The sequence below is a fragment of the Arthrobacter sp. efr-133-TYG-104 genome (assembly GCF_030208915.1).
Taxonomy (GTDB): domain Bacteria; phylum Actinomycetota; class Actinomycetes; order Actinomycetales; family Micrococcaceae; genus Arthrobacter.
Genome location: NZ_JARVTA010000002.1, coordinates 1 through 22,296, shown reverse-complemented (window position 1 = coordinate 22,296; position 22,296 = coordinate 1). Strand labels below are relative to the sequence as shown.

The 22,296-nt window shown below is 62.5% G+C and carries 20 protein-coding genes; 6 read left to right on the top strand and 14 right to left on the bottom strand.

Annotated elements, in window-relative coordinates:
• Positions 1–49: 49 nt before the first annotated feature.
• Positions 50–1,537, bottom strand: coding sequence for a replication-associated recombination protein A (locus QRN04_RS02315; RefSeq protein WP_284974542.1), 1,488 nt, complete (start codon positions 1,535–1,537; stop codon positions 50–52).
• A gap of 41 nt (positions 1,538–1,578) precedes the next feature.
• Between QRN04_RS02315 and QRN04_RS02310 the strand changes: the two genes are divergently transcribed.
• Entirely contained in the window at positions 1,579–2,193 is a 615-nt protein-coding gene (locus QRN04_RS02310) for a Vms1/Ankzf1 family peptidyl-tRNA hydrolase (RefSeq protein WP_284974541.1), read from the top strand.
• Here the strand turns inward: QRN04_RS02310 and QRN04_RS02305 are convergent.
• From QRN04_RS02305 to hisS, 3 genes are all read right to left on the bottom strand, one after another.
• The gene (locus QRN04_RS02305; protein WP_284974540.1) at positions 2,157–2,948 is read right to left on the bottom strand and encodes a GNAT family N-acetyltransferase; all 792 of its coding nucleotides are present in this window, start codon (positions 2,946–2,948) and stop codon (positions 2,157–2,159) included. The genes QRN04_RS02310 and QRN04_RS02305 overlap by 37 nt on opposite strands.
• Positions 2,949–3,021: 73 nt before the next feature.
• Entirely contained in the window at positions 3,022–4,812 is a 1,791-nt protein-coding gene (gene aspS / locus QRN04_RS02300; protein ID WP_284974539.1) for an aspartate--tRNA ligase, read from the bottom strand.
• A 66-nt stretch (positions 4,813–4,878) separates the two neighbouring features.
• Positions 4,879–6,258 (bottom strand): histidine--tRNA ligase, encoded by a 1,380-nt coding sequence (hisS, locus tag QRN04_RS02295; protein WP_284974538.1) that lies wholly within the window; start codon positions 6,256–6,258, stop codon positions 4,879–4,881.
• A gap of 206 nt (positions 6,259–6,464) precedes the next feature.
• On the opposite strand from hisS, the gene QRN04_RS02290 reads away from it, so the two are divergent.
• From QRN04_RS02290 to QRN04_RS02280, 3 genes are all read left to right on the top strand, one after another.
• On the top strand, positions 6,465–7,256 hold the full coding sequence (locus tag QRN04_RS02290; RefSeq protein WP_284974537.1) for a peptidylprolyl isomerase: 792 nt from the start codon (positions 6,465–6,467) through the stop codon (positions 7,254–7,256).
• Positions 7,257–7,322: 66 nt separating this feature from the next.
• Positions 7,323–8,819, top strand: coding sequence for a DUF349 domain-containing protein (locus QRN04_RS02285; RefSeq protein ID WP_284974536.1), 1,497 nt, complete (start codon positions 7,323–7,325; stop codon positions 8,817–8,819).
• Positions 8,820–8,903: 84 nt separating this feature from the next.
• On the top strand, positions 8,904–9,500 hold the full coding sequence (locus QRN04_RS02280) for a hypothetical protein (RefSeq protein ID WP_284974535.1): 597 nt from the start codon (positions 8,904–8,906) through the stop codon (positions 9,498–9,500).
• A gap of 60 nt (positions 9,501–9,560) precedes the next feature.
• On the opposite strand, the gene QRN04_RS02275 is transcribed toward QRN04_RS02280, so the two are convergent.
• The 9 genes from QRN04_RS02275 to pdxT form a co-directional block, all read right to left on the bottom strand.
• Positions 9,561–11,954, bottom strand: coding sequence for a RelA/SpoT family protein (locus QRN04_RS02275; RefSeq protein ID WP_284974534.1), 2,394 nt, complete (start codon positions 11,952–11,954; stop codon positions 9,561–9,563).
• A gap of 173 nt (positions 11,955–12,127) precedes the next feature.
• A complete protein-coding gene (gene secF, locus QRN04_RS02270; protein ID WP_284974533.1) occupies positions 12,128–13,117 on the bottom strand; it encodes a protein translocase subunit SecF in 990 nt (329 codons plus the stop codon).
• Positions 13,117–14,868 (bottom strand): protein translocase subunit SecD, encoded by a 1,752-nt coding sequence (gene secD / locus QRN04_RS02265; protein ID WP_284974532.1) that lies wholly within the window; start codon positions 14,866–14,868, stop codon positions 13,117–13,119. Before secD ends, secF begins: the two co-directional genes overlap by 1 nt.
• 115 nt (positions 14,869–14,983) lie before the next feature.
• Positions 14,984–15,367 (bottom strand): preprotein translocase subunit YajC, encoded by a 384-nt coding sequence (gene yajC, locus QRN04_RS02260; RefSeq protein ID WP_284974864.1) that lies wholly within the window; start codon positions 15,365–15,367, stop codon positions 14,984–14,986.
• A 189-nt stretch (positions 15,368–15,556) separates the two neighbouring features.
• Complete coding sequence (ruvB, locus tag QRN04_RS02255) at positions 15,557–16,633, bottom strand: Holliday junction branch migration DNA helicase RuvB (protein ID WP_284974531.1); 1,077 nt, start codon at positions 16,631–16,633, stop codon at positions 15,557–15,559.
• A complete protein-coding gene (ruvA, locus tag QRN04_RS02250; RefSeq protein WP_284974530.1) occupies positions 16,626–17,276 on the bottom strand; it encodes a Holliday junction branch migration protein RuvA in 651 nt (216 codons plus the stop codon). Before ruvA ends, ruvB begins: the two co-directional genes overlap by 8 nt.
• Before the next feature lie 147 nt (positions 17,277–17,423).
• Positions 17,424–17,999: a crossover junction endodeoxyribonuclease RuvC gene (ruvC, locus tag QRN04_RS02245; RefSeq protein ID WP_284974529.1), complete on the bottom strand. Its 576-nt coding sequence runs from the start codon at positions 17,997–17,999 to the stop codon at positions 17,424–17,426.
• 68 nt (positions 18,000–18,067) lie between these two features.
• Positions 18,068–18,823, bottom strand: a complete 756-nt coding sequence (locus QRN04_RS02240) for a YebC/PmpR family DNA-binding transcriptional regulator (protein ID WP_284974528.1) — start codon at positions 18,821–18,823, stop codon at positions 18,068–18,070.
• Between the two features lie 3 nt (positions 18,824–18,826).
• Positions 18,827–19,528 carry a pyridoxal 5'-phosphate synthase glutaminase subunit PdxT gene (gene pdxT / locus QRN04_RS02235; protein ID WP_284974527.1) on the bottom strand — a complete coding sequence of 234 codons (702 nt, stop codon included), beginning with the start codon at positions 19,526–19,528 and terminating at the stop codon, positions 18,827–18,829.
• Between the two features lie 89 nt (positions 19,529–19,617).
• Here pdxT and QRN04_RS02230 point away from each other — a divergent pair, with 89 nt between their 5' ends.
• Positions 19,618–20,949, top strand: a complete 1,332-nt coding sequence (locus tag QRN04_RS02230; protein WP_284974526.1) for a Mur ligase family protein — start codon at positions 19,618–19,620, stop codon at positions 20,947–20,949.
• On the top strand, positions 20,946–21,686 hold the full coding sequence (locus QRN04_RS02225) for a type 1 glutamine amidotransferase (RefSeq protein WP_284974525.1): 741 nt from the start codon (positions 20,946–20,948) through the stop codon (positions 21,684–21,686). The genes QRN04_RS02230 and QRN04_RS02225 overlap by 4 nt, the downstream gene beginning before the upstream one ends.
• A gap of 89 nt (positions 21,687–21,775) precedes the next feature.
• On the opposite strand, the gene QRN04_RS02220 is transcribed toward QRN04_RS02225, so the two are convergent.
• Positions 21,776–22,296, bottom strand: a 521-nt coding sequence (locus tag QRN04_RS02220; RefSeq protein ID WP_502868751.1) for a beta/alpha barrel domain-containing protein, incomplete at its 5' end; no start/stop codon positions are given.

Here is a 22,296-nt window from a genome sequence, read left to right as displayed (position 1 = left end):
GGATGTGAGCGTCGGGTCATGCCAGACAAGGATCAATGCTACCACTTCCCTACTCTCCCCTGACAATCTTGCGGAGCCGTTCCAACCGGGGCGCAATTTCCCGTTCAGCACCGTTCCCGGTGGGCTCATAGTAGTTCTTCCCCACCAGGTCATCAGGCGGATATTGCTGGGTGGCCACGCCATGTGGCTCGTCATGGGCATATTTATAGCTTGTGCCGTGGCCCAACTGCTTGGCACCCGGATAGTGCGCATCACGCAGATGCATCGGAATTCCACCGCCGAAACCGGCGCGGACATCCGCCACGGCTTTATTCAAGCCCATGTAGGCGGCATTGGACTTTGGTGCGGTGGCCAGATGAACCACGGCTTCTGCCAGGACAATGCGCCCCTCCGGCATACCGATCAGTTGCACCGCCTGGGCTGCAGCCACGGCCGTTTGCAACGCCGTGGGATCGGCCATGCCGATGTCTTCGGCGGCGGAAATGACGATGCGCCTGGCCACGAAGCGCGGGTCTTCCCCGGCTTCAAGCATCCGTGCCAGGTAGTGCAGCGCGGCATCCACGTCCGAGCCGCGAATGGATTTGATGAATGCGCTGGCAACGTCGTAATGCTGGTCGCCCGCGCGGTCGTACCGGACTGCCGCTGCGTCAAGGGCACGCTCGGTGTGCCGCAATTCCACCAGTACCGGAGCATCAGGTGCCCCGTCGTTCGCAAGCCCGGGTTCGCCGTCGTCGTCAGCGTCTTCCTCCTCGCTAGCGTCCGCGCCAGGCACGACGGCGGTGCTGTCACCGAACGCCACCCCGGCCGCGGCCTCGAGTGCCGTCAGCGCCCGGCGTGCATCGCCGCCGGACAAACGGACCAGGTGGTCCAACGCCTCGGCGCTGAGCTCGATTCGGCCGGACAGGCCGCGGGCATCCGCAACAGCCCGCTGCAGCAGACCGTAAATGTCCTCATCGGTGAGCGGCTTCAGTGTGAGCAGCAGGGATCTGGACAACAGCGGCGACACCACGGAAAACGACGGATTCTCGGTGGTAGCGGCAACCAGGACGACCCAGCGGTTCTCGACTCCCGGCAGCAGGGCGTCCTGCTGGGCCTTGTTGAACCGGTGGATCTCATCGAGGAACAGGACAGTGGTCTTTTTGTACAAGTCTCGGGCTGTCAACGCCTCATCCATCACCCGGCGAACGTCCTTGACGCCTGCCGTGATGGCCGACAACTCAACAAATTTGCGGCCCGGCCCGCGGGCGATCACGTGTGCAAGCGTGGTTTTGCCAGTCCCCGGAGGCCCCCAGAGGATCACCGAACTGGGGCCGGCCGGACCGGCGGCGTCCACTCCGGCCGCAAGCTGTCGCAGGGGTGAACCGTGACCGAGCAAATGTTGCTGGCCCACTACTTCATCCAAGCTCCGGGGACGCATCCGCACCGCCAAGGGGCTGCGTTGGGAGGCCATCCAGTTTGCGTCCGAAGGACCCCCGACGGCAGGCACATCCTCCGACTCGTCGTCGTCGAGGGCGCCGGCACCAAAGAGATCTTCCACATGGATAGGCTACTCATAGTTACGGCAAAGGAGACATCGACGTGGAACGCCCAACAGCCAGCACCCGCCTGGCCCTGGTACCCGCGCCCAGGCTGCACGGCTGGGTGGAGCGTTTCGCGGCAAGCCACGGCGCAATAGAAGAGGACTTCGACGACGACGGGCTGCTGCTCACCGCAGGGGACGGCGCGACGGCACTACTCAGGGGACCGTGGCCGGTGGACGGACGTCCGGGCAGGGGCGCCTCCAACCTTGACCGTCTGGTTTCCCTAGCAGCACAGGAGCGGCGCCTGGGGATCCTGCTCGTTCGGCGGGGCGGGTTTGTAGTTGCCGCTGCCAGCCAGTCCGCAATCCTTGCCTCGAAGAGCGGGAAGCGGCACAGCGATCCCAAGACCACGGCCGACATTGCTGCAAGGATCTTTAACGGCCAGGGCGTGGAGTACATCGTCCCCGGCGGGGACCGTGTTCTCGTCGATCAGGTTCTGGCACATCCACTGCTCAAGGCGGTGGCCGGCCGCACGCGCCTGCCTTTCCTGGACATTCAGGAGCCCAGAAGCTCGGTCCTGGCCAAGGCTGCCGGGGACGCGTGCGCCATCCGAATCAGCGTAAGAAATCCGCTGAGTCAGCAGCCCCCGGGCGCGCGCGTCAACGGAGCCTGACGGTACAGATAGCTGCCGTATTCCGAAAATCCCGCCTTGGCGTAAAGGCCCTTGGCGCCTACATTTGGCGCTGTCACCAGCAACCAAAAGCCCTGCAGTCCCCTCCGGGCGCCAGCGTCGAGCAGCGCGGAAAGCACCCTGGTGCCGTAGCCGCGCCGGCGGTGCCCTGCTGGCGTGGCCATGCTGTAAAGACCGCCCCAGCCATCCACCAAGGCGAGACGTCCGACGGCGGCCGGGACGCCGTCGTCGTCCCTCACCAGCGCATACAGTGAGGGACAGCCAGTTAGAATCTCGCGCGCAATCGCCAGTTCCTCTCCGCCCCCTCGCCCGTCGACGGCCCACCAGAGGTCCAGCCATTCCTGGGTCGGCTGCTCGGAAAGCTCAACGTCATTTCCAGTGGGGAGGAGCGGCCGTGCGCCCACATCGCGGACCATGATCTTGGTTTCGGACTGCTTCGAGAAGCGTCGCCCATCCAAAACAGTATTGAGGGTGGCGCTCCGGGGATCGTTGAACACTTGGAAGATCAGCGGCAGCCGGCGCTTTCTGTACCACTCCGACGCCGCGCGGACACCAGCCGCTATGACGGTTTCGGTGGACGATCCTGCCGCGCCACCACCGGGGTCCCTTGGCCACACCGAATTGGCACGTTGCGTCACGCCCTGTGATGCACGCAGTACCCACTCTCCCGTGTCCTCGCGCTCACGTGCTGGCCAGGCCTTGTCCATCAGCGTTTCCAGAAACGCTTGTTCGAGCACCCTGCGAACCCTTTCTACTGCAGGAACACCAAAGGCTCCCCACTACGGCGGGGAGCCTCTGGCTAGCGGTCTATCAGGACTTAGTACCCTGCTCAGGTGCGGACTTGGTTTCGGGCTTGAAATCTACGCCCGCTTCCTTGCGCTGCTGTGCCGTGATCGGGGCAGGTGCCGCCGTGAGCGGGTCATAGCCGCCGCCGGACTTCGGGAAGGCGATGACGTCGCGAATTGACTCGACGCCTGCCAGGAGCGCCACCACGCGGTCCCAGCCAAGGGCAATTCCGCCGTGCGGAGGGGCACCGTACTTGAACCCCTCCAGCAGGAAGCCGAATTTGGTCTCTGCGTCTTCCTTGTCCAGTCCCATGAGCTGGAACACACGTTCCTGGACGTCCCGCTCATGGATACGGATAGAACCGCCGCCGATTTCGTTGCCGTTACAGACGATGTCGTAGGCGTAGGAAAGCGCGGACTCAGGATCTTTGTCGAACGTGTCCATGAATTCCGGCTTCGGCGAGGTGAAGGCGTGGTGGACGGCCGTCCATTGCCCTGCACCAACCGCCACGTCGCCGGATGCAACTGCGGCAGCGGCAGGCTCGAACATCGGCGCGTCCACGATCCATACGAATGCCCAGTCCTTGGGGTCGATCAGCCCCGTGCGGTGGCCGATCTCCACGCGGGCTGCGCCAAGAAGCGCCCGGGAAGGGGTCTTCTCCCCGGCTGCGAAGAAGATGCAGTCGCCGGGCTTGGCCCCAACGGCGTCGGCCAGTCCGGCACGCTCTTCATCGGTCAGGTTCTTGGCAACAGGACCGGCGAGCTCGCCGTCCTCTTTGTACAAAACGTACGCCAGGCCCTTGGCGCCGCGCTGTTTGGCCCACTCTTGCCATGCATCCAAGGCACGTCGTGCTTGCGAAGCGCCACCGGGCATGACAACTGCGCCTACGTACGGAGCCTTGAAGACACCAAAATTGGTGTCCTCGAAGAATTCGGTCAGCTCGGTCAGCTCCAGGCCGAAGCGGAGGTCGGGCTTATCCGAGCCGTACCGCGCCATGGCATCCAGGTACGTCATCCGCTGAATGGGCGTAGGAACTTCGACGTCGATGAGCTGCCAGAGCGCCTTGACGATCGCCTCGCCAAGTTCAATAACGTCGTCCTGGTCAACGAAGCTTGCCTCGATGTCCAGCTGCGTGAACTCGGGCTGGCGGTCCGCACGGAAATCTTCATCGCGGTAGCAGCGGGCGATCTGGTAATACTTCTCAAAGCCGCCAACCTGCAGGAGCTGCTTGAACAACTGCGGCGACTGCGGGAGGGCGTACCAGGAGCCCGGAGCCAAGCGCGCCGGAACCACGAAGTCGCGGGCGCCTTCCGGCGTCGAGCGCGTCAAGGTGGGCGTCTCGATTTCAACGTAGCCACGCTGGTGCAGCAGCTCGCGGGCAACCCGGTTCGCTTCCGAACGCAGGCGCAGGTTGCGCGCCGGGCCGGGACGGCGAAGGTCCAGGTAGCGGTGCTTCAGGCGTGCTTCCTCACCCACTTCGACATGCTCATCGATCTGGAAGGGCAGCGGATCGGAGGTGTTGAGAACCACAACCTTGTCCGCGATAACTTCGATCTCGCCTGTGGCAAGCGCCGGGTTCTCGTTGCCTTCGGGGCGCTTGTTGACTGTGCCCGTCACCTGCAGGACGTACTCGTTGCGCAGGCCGTGGAAGACCTCTTCCTCGCGGACCACAACCTGGGCCACGCCGGATGCGTCACGCAGGTCAACGAATGCCACGCCACCGTGATCACGGCGACGGCCCACCCAGCCGGCCAGGGTAACGGTTTGTCCAATGTGCTCGGAACCAAGTGATCCGAGGTCATGTGTGCGCAGCACAGCATTCCTTTCAGCGTGAAAAATGAGGGGGACTTCCGCAAGGGCGTCCCGGTCCGAGTTTACCTGTCAGGCCGTGGTGACCCGCACATGCAGGTCATCCTCCGACGGCGACCAGCTCAAGGGATCGGCGTCAACCTGCTCCCCGGAGCGGAGGTCTTTGACCTGGTGCTTGCCGTCCTCGTTGGTGAACCATACGAACGGGATGCCCCGGCGGTCAGCGAACTTGATCTGCTTTCCAAACTTTTCCGCTTTGGCGGCAACTTCGGTGGCAATCCCGCGTCCGCGAAGCTCAGCCGCAATATCCTGCGCGGCAGACCAGCTGTCGTCGTCATTGAGGGCCACCAGGACAGCTGTTGGCACAGCCCGGGAGGCAACGGCGAATTCCTGGCTGAGAATGCGGGAGACCAGGCGGGTCACCCCGATCGAAAGTCCGACGCCGGGGAACTTGCGGTTGCCCTTACTGGCCAGGGCATCGTAGCGGCCGCCGGAACAAATCGACCCCAGCTGCTCATGGCCCACCAACACGGTCTCCACCACGGTTCCCGTGTAGTAGTCCAACCCGCGGGCGATGCTGAGATCAGCTACCACCTTGCCCGAGGCCCGCTGGGCCACGGCTCCTATGACCTGTTCAAGTTCGCCCAAGCCTTCATCGAGAAGGTCGTCCTTGACCCCGAGTGCCCGCACCTGCTGGACGAACGATGTGTCCTCGGTGCGGATGGTGGCGAGTTTCAAGGCCAAGTCAGCTTGCTCATCCGTAGCCCCAAGCTCGCTCTTGAGCAGTTGCGCCACTTTCTCGGCGCCGATCTTTTCGAGCTTGTCGATGCTCCGGAGCACGCCGGCGGTGTCAGTCAGGCCAATGCCCCGATAGAACCCCTCCGCGAGCTTGCGGTTGTTGATCCGCAGCCTGAAATCAGGGATGGGGAGGGCACCCAGTGCTTCGGCAATCACCAAGGCGATCTCGATGTCGTAGCGGAAAGGCAGCTCACCGTCACCCACGACGTCGATATCGGCCTGGGTGAACTCGCGGGCGCGGCCTTCCTGCGGACGTTCCCCGCGCCACACCTTCTGGATCTGGTAGCGGCGGAACGGGAAGGCCAGATATCCGGCATTTTCCACGACATACCGTGCAAAAGGGACTGTCAGGTCGAAGTGCAGGGCCAAGGCGTTCGGATCTGCCTTCTCCGCCCGCTGGGCGGAGTCCGAACCGGTGGAACCTGAACCGGCGGCGTCGTCGTCGTCCTCCTGGAGCCTGCTCAGCCCGTAGACCTCTTTATCGATGTCGCCTTTGCGCAGCAATTGCCCCACGGTTTCCACGGCCCGCGTCTCGATGGAGGAAAAGCCGTGCAGTTCGAATGTGGTGCGGAGCGTATCGAGCACATGGAGCTCCACGAGGCGCTCCTGGGGAAGCCACTCGGGGAATCCGGACAGGGAGGCGGTACGGGCCATGGTGGAAAGGTCTCCTCAAAGAAAGCTGACAAAAGTGCGGGCCGCCAGGATTAAGCGCGTCGTTGGCGTTTATGGGGCGGGCGTCCAGCCGGTCATGCATAAACTATGTGCGGCAGTCAGTTTATGCTTTCCGCGCGTGCAGTTCTAATGCATCGTGCCGATCTCCCGCAGGCAGCCGTGGATCATGGACACAATCAGGAGGACTCTTGGCAACAAGATCGCGGGACGACCGTGAAGCGAAACGGCGCATCCGGCAAATGGAAGCCAAGCGCGCCCTGCGGCACGAGCAAGCCAAGAGGCGCAAACGGGATAACTATCTTGCCATTGGTGCCGCCGCCGTGGCGGTGATCCTCGCCGTCGTGCTTCAACTCACCGCGTTCAGTTCGAATCCGAGCGAATCGGAATTCGCGGCCGCGGAAGCTGGCCTCAGTTCAGCGTCGGCCTCCCCTTCTTCCAACAGCCAGGGAATCCCAAGCGCTAACACCGCGACTGGAAAGACGTTTACGGGTCAACTGGCGCTCAACAGCGGCGTTGTGGGCGTCGAGCTCGACGGGAAGGTGGCCCCGCAGGCGGCTGCTGTTTTCAAGTCCTTGGCTGACTCCAACTACTACAAGGGCGCCCTCTGCCACCGGCTGACCACAGCCCAAACCTTCGGTTTGCTCCAGTGCGGCGCCAAGTCCCAAGACGGCGCAGACGATCCGAACTACCACTGGGGCCCGCTGGAAAACACCCCGGCTGATAACAAGTACCCCGCAGGGACTATCGCTGTGGCCCGTAGCTCCAACAACGCATATGGCAACGGGCACCAGTTCTTCATCATCTACAAAGACACGAATATTCCTGCCGATGCAGCAGGCGGTTACACGGTGGTGGGCAAGGTGACCAGTGGCCTGGACGTCATCACAAAGATCGCTGCAGCGGGCCTGCAGGCGGGCGCCACCAATAATGACGGCGCCCCTGTGGCACCTGTCACGATAGACTCGTTTTCTCTGAAGTAGAGAACTCCAGGCCCCAGCCCGGGGAGCAGTACCAGAGCGGTCCCTCCAAGCGAAAGACTTTTAGCGGTGACAGACAGTCAGAAATCCGACGAAACAGCAGCAGCGATCCCCGACGAAACCGGCGTGGCAAACGACGATAAGGACGCGAATGCCATCCCCGAAACTGGGAACACCACGGAGAGTGAAGCGCCTGCTTCACCCGTAGCACCACGGCCCACGCCCCCTGCTGCCCCGTCCCCGGCTGCGCTGGCCGCACGGCCCAAGGCTCCGGCCGCCGTCGTTCCCGCCGCGCCGGCTGTGTCCGCCGCCGCGTTGGCTGAAGCAGCCAAATGGGGACGCGCCGAAGGCGATGGCCACGTGTTCCTCTCCCTCGACGGTGAAGAGATCCCTGTTGGCCAGTACCCGGGAGTCAGCCCCGATGAAGCGCTGGGCTACTTTGCCCGGAAGTTCGACGACGTCATCGCCCAAGTGGTCCTGTTGGAGCACCGTGTAAGTTCCAAGGCGCCGGCAACGGACATGCAGAAAACAGTGACCCACCTGCGGGAACAGCTGGCCGAACGGAACATGGTGGGAGACATTCGGGGCGCTGAGGCGCGCTTGGACACACTGTCCGCACAAGTTGTGGAGTTGGAGAAGTCCGAGAAGGCAGCCCATGAAGCGGTTCGCGCCTCCGAGCTCGCCGCACGCGAGGCGATCGTGGCCGAAGCTGAGTCGATTGCCGGCCAGGACCCTGCTCAAATCCAGTGGAAAACATCCAGCGCCCGCATGAACGAGCTGTTCGAGACGTGGAAGGCTGCGCAAAAGAGCGGCGTTCGGCTCGGACGGAGCAACGAGGACGCACTCTGGAAGCGGTTCCGTTCGGCGCGCACAGTGTTTGACCGGCACCGTCGCGCCTACTTCTCGCAACTGGACAGCACCAACTCTGCTGCAAAGGCCGCCAAGGAAGCACTCATCGCGGAGGCTGAAGCATTGTCCTCCTCCACTGACTGGGGCTTCGCTGCGGGTGAGTACCGCAGGTTGATGGATCAGTGGAAGGCATCTCCGCGTGCCAGCCGCAAGGATGACGACGCCCTCTGGGCACGCTTCCGTGCCGCCCAGGACGTTTTCTTCAGCCACCGGCAGGCTGCCAACGAACAGATTGATCAGGAATACACGGCCAACCTTGCCGTCAAGGAACAGCTGGTTGCGGAAGCCCAGGCATTGCTGCCGATCAACGACCTCAACGCTGCCAAGAAGGCCCTCCAGTCCATCAGGGACCGCTGGGAAGAGGCCGGCAAAGTGCCGCGGGCAGATATGGGGCGCATCGAGGCCGGCCTGCGCAAGGTTGAAGACGCGGTCCGTGAAGCCGAAGAAGAGAAGTGGCGGCGCAGCAACCCCGAAACGAAAGCTCGGACGAACAGCGCCCTCTCCCAGCTTGAAGCCGCAATCGCTGGCCTCAAAGAGGATCTCGACAAAGCAGAGAAGGCCGGCGACCAGCGCCGGATCAAGTCTGCCAAGGAAGCGCTGGACGCCCGTCAGGCATGGCTTGACCAAATCCAGCGTTCTGCCAGCGACCTCGCGTAACTGAACGCAAGGCTCCGTTCCGGTTTTCCACATAGCCGGGGCGGAGCCTGTACTGCTTGGACCGCTCCACGGAATGATCAGTGAATGGTCCACGCAGTAGCCGCCCCAAACCTGCTGGAGCCGGTCATCGCCGAGCTCTACTCCCCCAGCCCCATCTTTACGTGGGTCGAATTACAGTGCATGGCGCTTGATGGGATCATGCTCCCCCTTTACGGGAAATCCTATGCGGCCCCTGGTGTCGCCCTGACCGCGCGCCTGAGAGCCCGGGCGGCAGCGCTCACGGTACCCGAAAAGATCCGCAAACGGGTCGTCGCCGGTCGCCTCACTGCGGCATGGATCTATGGCTGCGCACCGCCACCGGAAAACCTTGCACTCTTGGTGGACGCCAAACATCGGATTTCCAGCCTGAGGAGCACCAAAGGCTGCAGCCTCCACGAGGTCCGGCTCGGACAGTTGGACGTGGTGAGCTTGGGCGGACTGCTGGTCAGCAGTCCGTTGCGCACAGCCACCGACATCGCCCTGCATGTGCAACCCGAGCGTGCGGTGCCCGCACTCACACGCCTTTTGAACCATCCGGAGCTCGGTGTCCGGCTCCGCCTTTTGACCCTGGCCGTCGAAGCGGCGCCCAGAGTTCCCCACAAGAAGCGGGCGTTAGCCACACTGGCACATCTGGCCAGGTAAGTGAGTTACTCCCCCAGGAGGACCCGAGCTAGTTGCAACTGTCGCTGGTTACAACCGGCGCTAGTTGCGGCGCCGGTTGCCGGTGGTCCGGTAGACGTCGAAGACCCCGTCAATCCGGCGCACGGCATTCAGGACGTGGTGCAGGTACTTGGGATCCCCCATCTCGAACGCGAACTTGGAGATCGCTACCCTGTCACTGGACGTGTGCACGGAAGCTGCGAGGATATTGACGTGGTTCTCTGACAACACACGTGTAACGTCAGAGAGCAGCGACTTCCTGTCCAAAGCCTCCACCTGGATCTCCACGAGGAAGACGCTTGACTGGGTGGGGGCCCACTCAACATCTACGATCCTGTCCGGCTGGTCCCGAAGTCCCGAAACGTTGGTGCAGTCCGTCCTGTGAACGGAAACGCCGGAACCCCGGGTGACAAAGCCGAGGATGGGATCCGGAGGAACGGGCGTGCAGCACCGGGCCAGCTTGACCCACACGTCGCCGACGCCCCGAACGATCACGCCAGAGTCGGAGAACTTGGACTTGGCAACCTGCGTCGGGATACTGACCTCATCGAGGTCCTCGTCCGGGGTTTCATGGCCGCCAAGGTGCTCGACCAGCTTCTCCATGACGGACTGCGGGGACGTGTGCCCGTCTCCGACGCCCGCGTAGAGCCCGGATATATCAACGTAGTGGAAGTCCTCCGCCACGGCTGATAGGGCGTCGTGCGTCATCAGGCGCTGAAGCGGGAGATTCTGCTTCCGCATCGCCCGGGTCAACATGTCCTTGCCCCGGTCGATGGCCTCCTCGCGGCGCTCCTTGGTGAACCATTGCCGGATCTTATTCCTGGCCCGCGCGGATTTGACGAAGTGCTGCCAGTCCTGGCTTGGACCGGCACCTTCGGCCTTTGAGGTGAAAATCTCAACCCAGTCACCATGGTTGAGCTCACTGTTCAACGGGACCAATTTCCCGTTCACCCGGGCTCCGATGGTCCGGTGACCCACCTCGGTGTGCACGGCGTAGGCGAAGTCCACAGGAGTGGAACCGGCCGGCAGGGCCATTACCTCACCCTTGGGAGTGAAGACGAAAACTTCCCGGGCATTTATTTCATACCGCAGGGAGTCCAGGAACTCTCCCGGATCGGAAGTCTCCTGCTGCCAGTCCACCAGCGACCTCAGCCAACCCATATCGCCATCGCGCGGACTTCCGGGTCCGACGGCGGTCCGGTTGGGCTGATCCTTGTACTTCCAATGCGCTGCCACGCCGTATTCGGCCCTGCGGTGCATCTCGTGGGTCCGGATCTGGATCTCTACGGGCTTGCCCCCGGGCCCGATGACGGTAGTGTGCAAGGACTGGTACATGTTGAATTTCGGCATGGCGATGTAGTCCTTGAACCGCCCGGGAAGCGGGTTCCATCGCGAGTGCAACGTGCCCAACGCCGCATAACAGTCACGGACCGAATCCACCAGGACGCGGACGCCCATGAGGTCGTTGATGTCGTCGAAGTCTTTGTCGCGCACGATCATCTTTTGGTAGATCGAGTAGTAGTGCTTAGGGCGCCCGGTGATGGTCGCCTTGATCTTCGCGGTTCGCAGATCGTCCGCTATCTGGTTACGGATGACGCTGAGGCTCTTCTCGCGCTCAGGGGTGCGGTCCCCCACCATGCGCACGATTTCCTCATACACCTTCGGGTACAGGGCAGCGAAAGACAGGTCCTCAAGCTCCCACTTGATGGTGTTCATGCCCAAGCGATGAGCCAAGGGGGCAAAGATTTCCAGGGTCTCGCGGGCCTTGCGGGATGAAGACTCGGCAGAGACAAAACGCCAGGTCCGGGCGTTGTGGAGGCGGTCAGCCAACTTGATCATCAGCACGCGGATGTCCTTGGCCATCGCCACGACCATTTTGCGGACGGTTTCAGACTGCGCCGCCTCGCCGAAACTGACCTTGTCCAACTTGGTGACGCCGTCCACCAGCATGGCAACCTCGGGCCCGAAGTCCCTCGTCAGGTCTGCCAACGTGTAGGGCGTGTCTTCAACGGTGTCATGGAGCAACGCCGCCGCCAAAGTGGTGCCCGTCATCCCAAGTTCAGCGAGGATGGTTGCTACTGCTACCGGGTGGGTGATGTACGGATCGCCGCTCTTGCGCTTCTGGCCCTGATGGCTGCGCTCGGCCACCTCGAACGCCCGTTGAATGAGATCGAAATCTTCCTTGGGGTTATTGGCCCGGACAGTCCGAAGCAATGGCTCCAAAATCGGTGAGTACGGGGCCGAACCGCGGCCGGTGAGGCGGGCAAGGCGGGAGCGAGTGCGCTCGCGCCGGCCGGGAAAAGTAGGGCGGACACCGGGAGTATCCACCGGAACGGCACTGAGGGAGCGCCCAGCTACGCTCGTAGCCGGGCCGGCCACGGCCTTGTTGCCGTCCTCCCCGCCCGAAGGTGGCGCCGACGTCGCACGTTCTTCCACAGAAGTACCCCTCACAAACGATTCAATTCTCCCAGTCTATTCCCGCAACTGAATGCTTCCGCAACCGGAGGGGCACATGACGGGGCGCAGCAGGAGCCTCTACGGTCACACCAAAGAGCCGGCCCTCACTTGCGTGGGGACCGGCTCTGAGGCAAACAGCAAATATTGCCCGACTAAACGGTGGCCTCTGCCCGCCGGTGAGCTACCTTTTTGGCCTGCTTTACCAGGACGGCCTCGCCTTGACGGAGGGCTGCGTAGAGGGGGGCCGCGATGAAAATCGTGGCTGCGGTACCGATAAGGATGCCCACGAACAGAGCCAACGACAGGTCCCTGAGCGTTCCAGCACCCAACAAGCCCGCACCGATAAACAGAATGGCGGCCACAGGCAGCACCGCCACCATCATGGTGTTGATGGAACGGACAAGGGTTTGGTTGACCGCCAGGTTGACCTCCTCGGCGAAGGTCCGCCGCGTGGAAGAAGCAATGCCGGACGTGTTTTCACGGATCTTGTCGAAAACCACCACGGTGTCGTACAGCGAGTAGCTCAGGACGGTCAGGAAGCCGATAATGGCCGACGGCGTCACCTCGAAGTCGCTCAGGGCGTAGACCCCAGCCGTGGTGAACATGGTCACGAGCATGCCCGCCAGTGCTGACAACGACATCTTCCATGTCCGGAAGTACAACGCCATCAGGACGGCGGCCAAGGCCACGAAGACCAGCAGGCCGATGAGCGCCTGCCGCGTCACGTCCTGCCCCCAGGTTGGTCCAACGAAGTTGGATGTCACCTCGTTGTCGGTGACCCCGTAGGCGCTCGTCAGGCCTTCCTTGATGCGGTTGGTCTCGTCGTCAGTCAAGTGATCCGTTTGGATGCGCATGGTGTTGCCCGCTACGTTGGCCACGCGCGGAATTGCGCTCGGGACCACGCTGTGGACGGCTTTCTCGCCGAGGCTCGGGTCAGTGGTTTTGACGTTGGACACGGTGAACTCGGACCCACCACGGAAGTCGATGCCGAGGTTGAATCCACCTTTAAGCACGGGGATCACGATGGACAGCGCAACGATGACGCCCGCGATGATGAACCAGATCCGCCTGGAACCAACAAAGTTGTACGAGCGCTTGCCCGTGTATAGCTCGTTACCGAAGGTTGCGAAGCTCGTCCTCATTACTTCTCCTCCTTGGTGCCGTTGGAAGTGCCAGTCAGCTGGCCCTTCTCGGCAAGGCGCCGTTCGGCGATGGTCATGCGTCGTTCAGCTTCAGCGGAAGCGCCGGCATTCCGTGCGCGCACTACGGTTGGTTTTTCATCCGGTGTCCGGAGGCGGCCTGCGCCGCGGTACAGGGGAATCGCACCGAGTCGGTCAGGGGACAGTCCCGAGAAGCGGTGCCCCTCGGAGAAGAAGCGCGTGCGCGCAAGGACCTGCAGCATCGGATGGGTAAACATGAACACCACGATCAAGTCGGCAACCGCGGTCAGGCCAAGCGTGAACGCGAACCCGCGCACGCTGCCCACAGCCACGAAGTAGAGGACGACGGCGGCCAGGACGTTGACTGCCTTGGAGGCCAGCACAGTCCTCTTGGCGCGCTTCCAACCGTTCTCGACGGCGGAAACCAGCCCGCGGCCTTCGCGAAGCTCATCGCGGATGCGCTCGAAGTAAACGATGAACGAGTCGGCCGTTTGACCGATCGCCACGATGAGTCCGGCAACGCCCGCAAGGGAGAGCCGATAGTTTTCGGTCCAACCCAGCACGGCAATGGCCAGGTAGGTCAGCGCGCCTGCCACCACGAGGGAGGCGATGGTAACGAATCCAAGGGCCCGGTATTGGAACAGCGAGTAGATCACGACCAAGGACAAACCAATGATGCCGGCCAACAGCCCGAGCCGGAGCTGATCCCCACCAAGGGTGGCGGAAATCTGCTCCTGTGACTGGATGTCAAAGCTGATGGGCAACGCGCCGTAGCGCAACTGGTCCGAGAGCGCCTTGGCGGACGCCTGGGTGAAGTTGCCGGTAATTTGCGGCTTCCCGTCAGAAATCACTGCCAGCGCGCGGGGCGCCGAGATGACTTTGTCGTCAAGGACGATGGCGAACTGCGACTTGGGGTCGTTTCCGCCCTGGGCCTGTGATGCGGCATAGAACTGGTTCAAGCGTGTGGTGACGTCCTTGAACTTGGCGGTCGCAGCGGCGTCGAACGTAATGGTTACGCCCCAAGAGTTGGTGACGGAACCCTGGGCACCCTGGACGGGGTCGTACGAGGACGAGGAGATGTCCTGTCCTTTGACCTCCACGGGTCCCAGGATGTACTTGACTGCAGGAGTCTTGTCGGTGGCGGCCTCACACGTCACCAGCGGCTTGGCCGGGTCCGAGGCTTGTGCCTTTTCCGCAGAGGGGTTCACGCAGTCAAGAGCTTCGAATTGCTTGTAAATGTCCGGAGTTACCCAGTTCTGGTCGCTTGCATTCGCCGGAGCCGCTGTGGGCTTAGGCAACTGAGCATCAGGCGTCCGTGAAGCGATCGGGACGGCTGCAGGGTCTCCCGTGAGAATCACCGGGCGGAAATTCATGTTCGCCGATGCTTGAATCAGATCCCGGGTTTCCTTGGAAGGAGTTCCAGGAAGGCTCACGACAACGTTGCGCCCGGACTGGGTGCTGATTTCAGCCTCCGCGACACCCGAACCGTCAACACGCTGCCGGATGATGGCGACGGCTTGGTTGAGTTGGTCCTCATTGATGCCGCTGGAGCCCTCCACCTTGGGGGCGAGGATCATCTGGGTTCCGCCCTCCAAGTCCAAGGCAAGCTTGGGAGCCCAGGTTGCGTGGCCTGTAACCACTCCCCCGGCCAGAACGGCGGTGAGTACAACTAATATTGCTCCAAGCCAAGTCAGCACCTTGCGGGCTGAGTTTTTGGGGCCGGTCCGTGCCATTATCGATCTTCCTGTTATCGCCGGACAGCCGCCGGCGGACACTGACGCGTGTCTGCCGGCGGCTCTCTGCTGCCGTAGAAGTTGTTCTGCGCCTCAGCGGCGCAGAAAACCCTTCTTAGTTGTCCTTCTTGTCCTCTTTGTTGAGCCGCGCGATGGTCTCATCCGGGGTCTCCGCGGTCCTGGGCAGTTCCGTTCCAGTCCAGGTCAAGGAAGAAGCGTCATCCGGAACAACAGGAGCTTCCTCGGGCGTCGCTTCAACCACCTTGGTGACGGCTTGACGGTGAACAGTTGCCTCGATACCCGGCGACAGTTCGATAACTACCTTGTTCTCAGCTTCATCGATGGAAACGATGCGCCCGAAGAGACCGAAGCTGGTCATGATGTCCACGCCAGGGGCGAACTTGGACTGCATCGCGGCCTGCTGCTGCTGGGTCTTCTTGTTGCGGCGGAACATCATGAAGACAAAGAGTCCAAGCATGACGAACAGCAATATGGTCATTGGATCCACAGGGAAGTTCCGTTCTGTACTTACGTTTTGGTTCACGGCAACGTCCCCGGGAGATCCAGCAGCCGCGGAAGTAAAACCCCCGGAAAGCGTTGCGCCTCACCTGCAAGGGGGCACATGGATCAAGGACTCGAACGTGCCGAGCGTCATACCAGTCTAGGGGGAAAACCTGAACACCGCGTGTTAACCGGCTGTATCCATGGTTTCGGCGTGGTTTTGGTCCTCATCGAACAGCGCCAAAGTCTCCTGCCCGAAAACCCCTGCGGGCACTGCATAGCCCAGATGGGTCCACGCGGCGGCCATGGCGATGCGGCCCCGCGGTGTTCTTCCCAACAGTCCTTCGCGGACCAGGAAGGGCTCAGCCACCGTTTCAACCGTTTCCGGTTCCTCCCCCACAGCAATAGCGAGCGTGGACAAGCCGACGGGACCTCCATTGAACTTGGTGATCAAGGCCTCGAGGACTGACCTGTCCAAGCGGTCCAAGCCCCGCGCGTCGACCTCATACATGTCCAAAGCCGCCGACGCCGAACGGGCGTCAATTTGCTCGATTCCATGGACAAGTGCCCAGTCGCGGACGCGTCGAAGCAGCCTGTTCGCAATTCGGGGCGTACCACGGGACCTGCCGGCGATCTCCGTGAAGCCCGCCGAGTTGACCTTGAGGTCCAATAGGCCAGCCGAGCGACGGAGGACCAGCTCAAGTTCATCAACGGAGTAGAACTCCAGATGGCCCGTAAACCCGAAGCGGTCGCGCAGCGGACCGGGAAGGAGGCCGGCTCGCGTAGTCGCCCCGACCAAAGTGAAGGGCGGCAGGTCCAGTGGGATCGCCGTGGCGCCGGCACCTTTGCCGACCACGATGTCCACACGGAAGTCTTCCATGGCCATGTACAACATTTCTTCGGCCGGGCGGGACATCCGGTGGATCTCGTCCAGGAACAGGACTTCGCCTTCAGTCAAGGAGGAGAGAATCGCTGCTAGATCGCCGGCGTGCTGGATGGCGGGACCGCTGCTGATCCTGAGAGGAGCATTCATTTCCGCGGCGATGATCATGGCCAAGGTGGTTTTGCCGAGGCCCGGGGGGCCTGACATCAGGACGTGATCCGCGCTGCGGCCGCGCATGCGCGAGGCCTCCAGTACCAAGGCGAGCTGTTTGCGGACCCTGTGCTGGCCCACAAAGTCGTGGAGGTTTTTGGGCCGGAGGGCGGCCTCAATGATCCGCTCTTCGGGCTCTTCACCCCCTGTGACCAATGACTGCTCAGCCACGGCTGCCTACGCGGTTGCCAGCACGGGCCCCGTCTTGACCCAGCCAACGGAGTGTGGCGCGGAGGATTTGCGCGACGTTGCCAGCTGCGGCCAGTTCCGGCGAATCGACCATGGCCTTGTCCACGCTGCCGGTCGCGTCCTTTTCCGACCATCCCAGGCTGGTCAGTGCGGCGACCACTTGGGGCTTCCACTCTGCGCTCGGAGCCAGTGCGGGCGCCTTGCTGTCGCCTGCCCCCGTCCCAAGGGGTACCAACTTTCCGGCAAGTTCCAGGACGATGCGCCCGGCAACTTTGGGACCGATGCCCGGCACCTTGGTGAAAGTCTTCCCGTCCCCGGTGTGGGCGGCCACCCGGATGGCTTCGGGTTCGTGCACAGCGAGAACGGCCAACGCCAGCCTGGGTCCCACTCCGCTGACACTGAGGAGGACGTCAAAGACTTCCCGCTCGTCCTCGTCGGCGAATCCAAACAACGTCAGGGAATCCTCCCGGACGATCATTGAGGTGAACAGCTTTGCTTCCGCACCTACCGTGAGGTGGCTCAAGGTCTGCGGCGTGGCGAAGACGCTCATCCCGACCCCGTTGAGGTCAATAACGGCGCTCGACAAGCCAACATGGGCCACGATCCCGCGAAGAAAACTGATCAAGACCCAGCCCCTGACGGTTGGCCCGCTCCGTTGCTTTGCATTGCCATTCACATTCTCCTGCACGTTGCTGCCGAGGCCAGAGTCAGACCCCAGCCAAAGCCGCCTATCCGAACATATCTACGAATACCCTAGCAACATCGTCAGCGATCAACGCGCACGGCGCGCTTTCGCCTCGGCGTCGGCCCATGCTTTTTGCGCGGGAGTCAGCGAACCGTTGCCCGCACCGCCGTTCGCTGCGAGACCGCTGCCTGCGCGCCACGCGTGCGTGAGGGCCAAGGCGAGGGCGTCAGCGGCATCAGCGGGCTTCGGCGGGGCGTCCAGGCGCAGTATCTTGGTGACGAGCTTGGTAACGGCGTCCTTATTGGCAGTACCGCTTCCGGTTACTGCCGCTTTCACCTCCGATGGCGTGTGCAGGGCCACTGGAATCCCCCGCCTCGCCGCAGCGGCGATAACGACGCCGGAGGCCTGGGCGACGCCCATGACGGTGCTGACGTTCATCTGCGAAAAAACCCGTTCGACGGCGACGACGTCCGGCGTGTGCAAGTCCAGCCACTCGTCGATGGCTTGGGCGATGACCAAGAGCCGTTTGTCCAAAGTGAGCTCCGCGGAGGTGCCAACCACTCCAACGGCGACCATCGTGGCCCGCCGGTTCCGCTCAATGTCGACCACGCCGATGCCGCAACGGGTAAGGCCCGGATCGACTCCCAACACACGAAGAGTCACGTCCGGGCCTTCCTTTTGTCTTCAATTAACAGCACACTGCGGGACGCCACCGCCAGATCCTGAAACGCCTATTCGGCGTCGAGGGCTGCTTGGACTTCCTCGCTGAGATCAGCGTTGCTGTAGACGTTCTGGACGTCGTCCAACTCTTCCAAGGCGTCCACGAGCTTCATGAACTTCTTGGCGCCGTCGACGTCGAGGTCAACCTGCATGGACGGAACGAATTCGGCTTCGTCCGTCTCGTACTCGATCCCTGCGTCCTTCAGGGCGTCCCGAATGGCTTGGAGGTCCGAGGGTTCGGAGTGGATTTCCCAGTTTTCCCCGCTGTCCTTGACTTCCTCGGCCCCGGCTTCCAGCACAGCCATGAGGATGTCGTCCTCGCTCAGGCCGTTCTTGGGCAGCACCACTACGCCCTTGCGGGTGAACAGGTAGCTGACGGAACCGGGATCGGCGATGGTGCCGCCATTACGGGAGATGGCCAAGCGCACTTCCGAGGCCGCACGGTTCTTGTTGTCGGTCAAACATTCGATCAACAGCGCAGAGCCTTGGGGGCCCCTGGCCTCGTACATGATTTCGGTGTAGTCGACCACTTCGCCGGTGAGCCCGGCGCCACGCTTGATGGCGCGGTCGATGTTGTCGTTGGGGACCGAGGTCTTCTTGGCCTTGGTGACAGCCAGTTCCAGGCCCGGGTTGCCGGCGAGGTCGGGACCACCCATGCGGGCAGCAACTTCGATGTTCTTGATCAGTTTCGCGAACGACTTGGCACGCCTGCCGTCAATGATGGCTTTCTTGTGCTTGGTGGTCGCCCATTTGGAGTGGCCTGACATGCTTTACGCTTCTCCTCTGATCATTCGAATAAAGAGTTCATGCACGCGCTTCTCGCCCGTCACTTCCGGGTGGAAGGAGGTTGCCAGCAGGTGGCCCGAACGCACTGCAACAATTCTAGCCAATCCGTGCAAAGTGGCGGTGTGGCGGGCATCGTCAGGCTCCACCTGGGCGAGTACCTCTACTCCAGGCCCGACCCGCTCCACCCAGGGGCCGCGAATAAAGACTGCGTGGACGGGCTCGACTCCGCCGTCACCGGCACTAAAGTCCAGCCCCTTGAAATCCAGGTCGGTTTCGAAGGATTCCCGCTGGCGGCCGAAGGCGTTACGTCGGACGGTGATATCGAGGCCACCGAATGTCTGCTGCGCATTGCCTTCAAGATCCTCGGAAGGATCCGCGATCTCGTTGGCCAACAGGATCATGCCGGCACAGGATCCGTAGACCGGCATGCCTTCGGCAATCTTCTTGCGGAGGGGATCGCGCAGCTCAAAGATGCGGGACAGTTTATCGATAGTGGTGGACTCCCCACCGGGGATGATGATTCCATCGACGTCGTCGAGCTCGGACGGCCGCCTCACGCCTACACCGGTGGCACCCGCAGCCTCAACGGCGTGAATGTGCTCACGGAAATCTCCCTGCAGGGCCAGAACGCCGATCCGGAGTCCTGAACCCACGCGTGAAGAAGCGTCAGAAAGGGTGTTGGTCATTGATCCATCATAGTGCTCCGCGGCTATAGAGCGGCGATGGACCTGGCGTGCGGGACGGACACATTGGGGACTGGGATATATTACAGAGCATGCCTTCCTTCAGCGTCCCCCTCGGCAAGCTGGTCCGCACCTTGTCCCGGCTTCGGGGTGGAGGCTCCGCTTTTCCGGGACTGGTGGTCGAAAAAATAGACCCCGGCTTCATGCAGAGAACCCTCTCCTCGCTCCCCCACGGCGTGGCCGTGGTCAGCGGTACCAACGGCAAGACCACCACCACCAAGATGGTGGTGGAACTCCTCGAAAGCCAAGGCCTCAAAGTCTTCACGAACCGCAGCGGCAGCAACTTCACCCGTGGGGTTGCCGCTTCCCTATTGGGTGAGGTGGACTGGCGCGGCCGGCTCGATGCTGACGTGGCCATTCTTGAGCTGGACGAGGCCCATGCGGTGCACTTCGTCAACAAGGTAGAGCCCCGTTACAGCCTTCTGTTGAACGTCCTCCGAGACCAGTTGGACCGCTTCGGCGAGATCGACAAGACCGCCCGGTTGCTGGAGCACATTGCATCGAAGACAACGGACACGGTTGTCCTGAACCGGGAAGACCCTCGGGTGGCCCGCATCGCCGATACCCTCAACCGGCTCGATGCCGTTCACCACCCGCAGGTCAGGTACTTCGGCCTGGACGAGTCCCTCCGGAGCACCTTCCCCAACGACGACGACATGCGCACCACCGGCATCGGCCCCTCCCCCTCCGGGACTCCAGTTGCTGCCGCCGCCGGTGACCCCGTCGCCTTGCCGGCTGCCGACGTCGTACTGCGCCGCGTGGGCGGTCAGGACGCCGACTTTGAGTTCGACGGCGAAACCGTGACCACCGAGATGAAGCTTCGTGGCGTTTACAACATCTTCAACGCCGCTGCGGCTCTGTCATTGGCGCGTTCCGTGCTCGGCACAGGGCCGGTGGACACCCCCAAACTGGTCAAGGCACTGGCCGAAGTTGCACCTGCTTTTGGGCGGGGCGAAAGCCTGACCGTCGATGGACAGCCGCTCGAGCTGGTTTTGGTTAAAAACCCGAGTGGTTTCAGGCTCGGTTTGAAGTCGTTCCCGGCCGGTGGATATGCCACGATGATCGCCATCAACGACAACTACGCCGACGGCAGGGACATGTCATGGCTGTGGGATGTCGAGTTCGAGTCGTTGCGAGAGGACGGCGTGGAAGTCCTCACCGGGGTTCGAGCCTACGACATGGCGCTTCGCCTTCAGTACGACGAGGTGCCCTTCGGCGTCGTGGAGCCGGACATCACTGCGGCGCTGCGGACGTTCATCAACGGCTCGCGAGGCAAGCCGAAACGGATCTTCTGCACCTACACATCCATGCTCGCCATCCGTCGCGAACTGGCCAAAGTCACCATAGTTGAGGTGGTCTCATGACCTCGGAAGCACAGCCAAGCAAGGGTACGTTGCGCGTTCTGCAGCTCTATCCCAAGGACATGAACATTTATGGGGACTGGGGCAACGCCCTGGTACTCAAGCGGCGGATCGCGTGGCACGGCTACACCCCGGAACTGCTGGAATACAACGTGGGAGACCCTTTCCCGGACGACGTCGACATCATCGTCGGTGGTGGCGGCCAAGACAGTGGCCAGTTGGTGATCCAAGACGACCTCCAGACCCGGGCGGAGCAGTTGCGCAAGCTGGCCGACGACGGCGCGCCGATGCTGGCGATCTGCGGCCTCTACCAACTGTTCGGCAAGTTCTTCAAGACCAGCTCGGGGTCGGTCATTCCGGGGATCGGCATCCTCGACGTCGAAACGTATGGGACCGACGAACGCCTGATCGGGAACGTCATCATGCAGACCACCGAATTCGGCGATGTCATGGGCTACGAGAACCACAGCGGGCAAACCACCTTGGGTCCCGGTGCCCAGCCGCTGGGAACCGTCACCAAGGGTGCGGGCAACAACAGCAAGGACGGGCACGAGGGTGCCAGGTACAAGAACGTCGTGGCCAGCTACCTGCACGGCTCCCTGTTACCGAAAAACCCGGCCATTGCGGACTTCCTCATCCGCATCGCGGCCGAACGCAAATTCGGGTCCTTTGTGCCGGGAACGCCCGACGACGACTACGCCCGCCTCGCCAGGGCGCATGCAGCACGCCGGCCCCGCTAAGGTCCGGAAAACAGCAATAAACGACGACGCCGGCCGGTCACCAAGGTGACCGGCCGGCGTCGTACTTTTGCTCGCTGGAAGCGTCCCTGTTACCAGCCGCGCTCTGCGAGGCGGTGGGGCTGGGGGATCTCGTCGACGTTGATGCCGACCATCGCTTCGCCCAGGCCACGGGAGACCTTGGCAATAACATCGGGATCGTCGTAGAACGTGGTGGCCTTGACGACGGCGGCGGCGCGCTCTGCCGGGTTGCCGGACTTGAAGATGCCCGAACCGACGAACACACCATCGGCGCCGAGCTGCATCATCATCGCAGCATCAGCCGGGGTCGCGATCCCACCGGCGGTGAACAAAACCACCGGGAGCTTGCCCGTGGCCGCGATTTCCTTCACCAGCTCGTACGGGGCCTGGAGTTCCTTGGCCGCAACGTACAGCTCATCCTCGGGAAGGGCTGAAAGCTTCGCGATCTCGGCACGGATCTTCCGCATGTGCCCGGTCGCGTTGGAAACATCCCCGGTACCGGCCTCGCCCTTGGAACGGATCATCGCCGCGCCCTCGTTGATCCGGCGCAGCGCCTCACCAAGGTTCGTGGCACCACAGACGAAAGGAACGG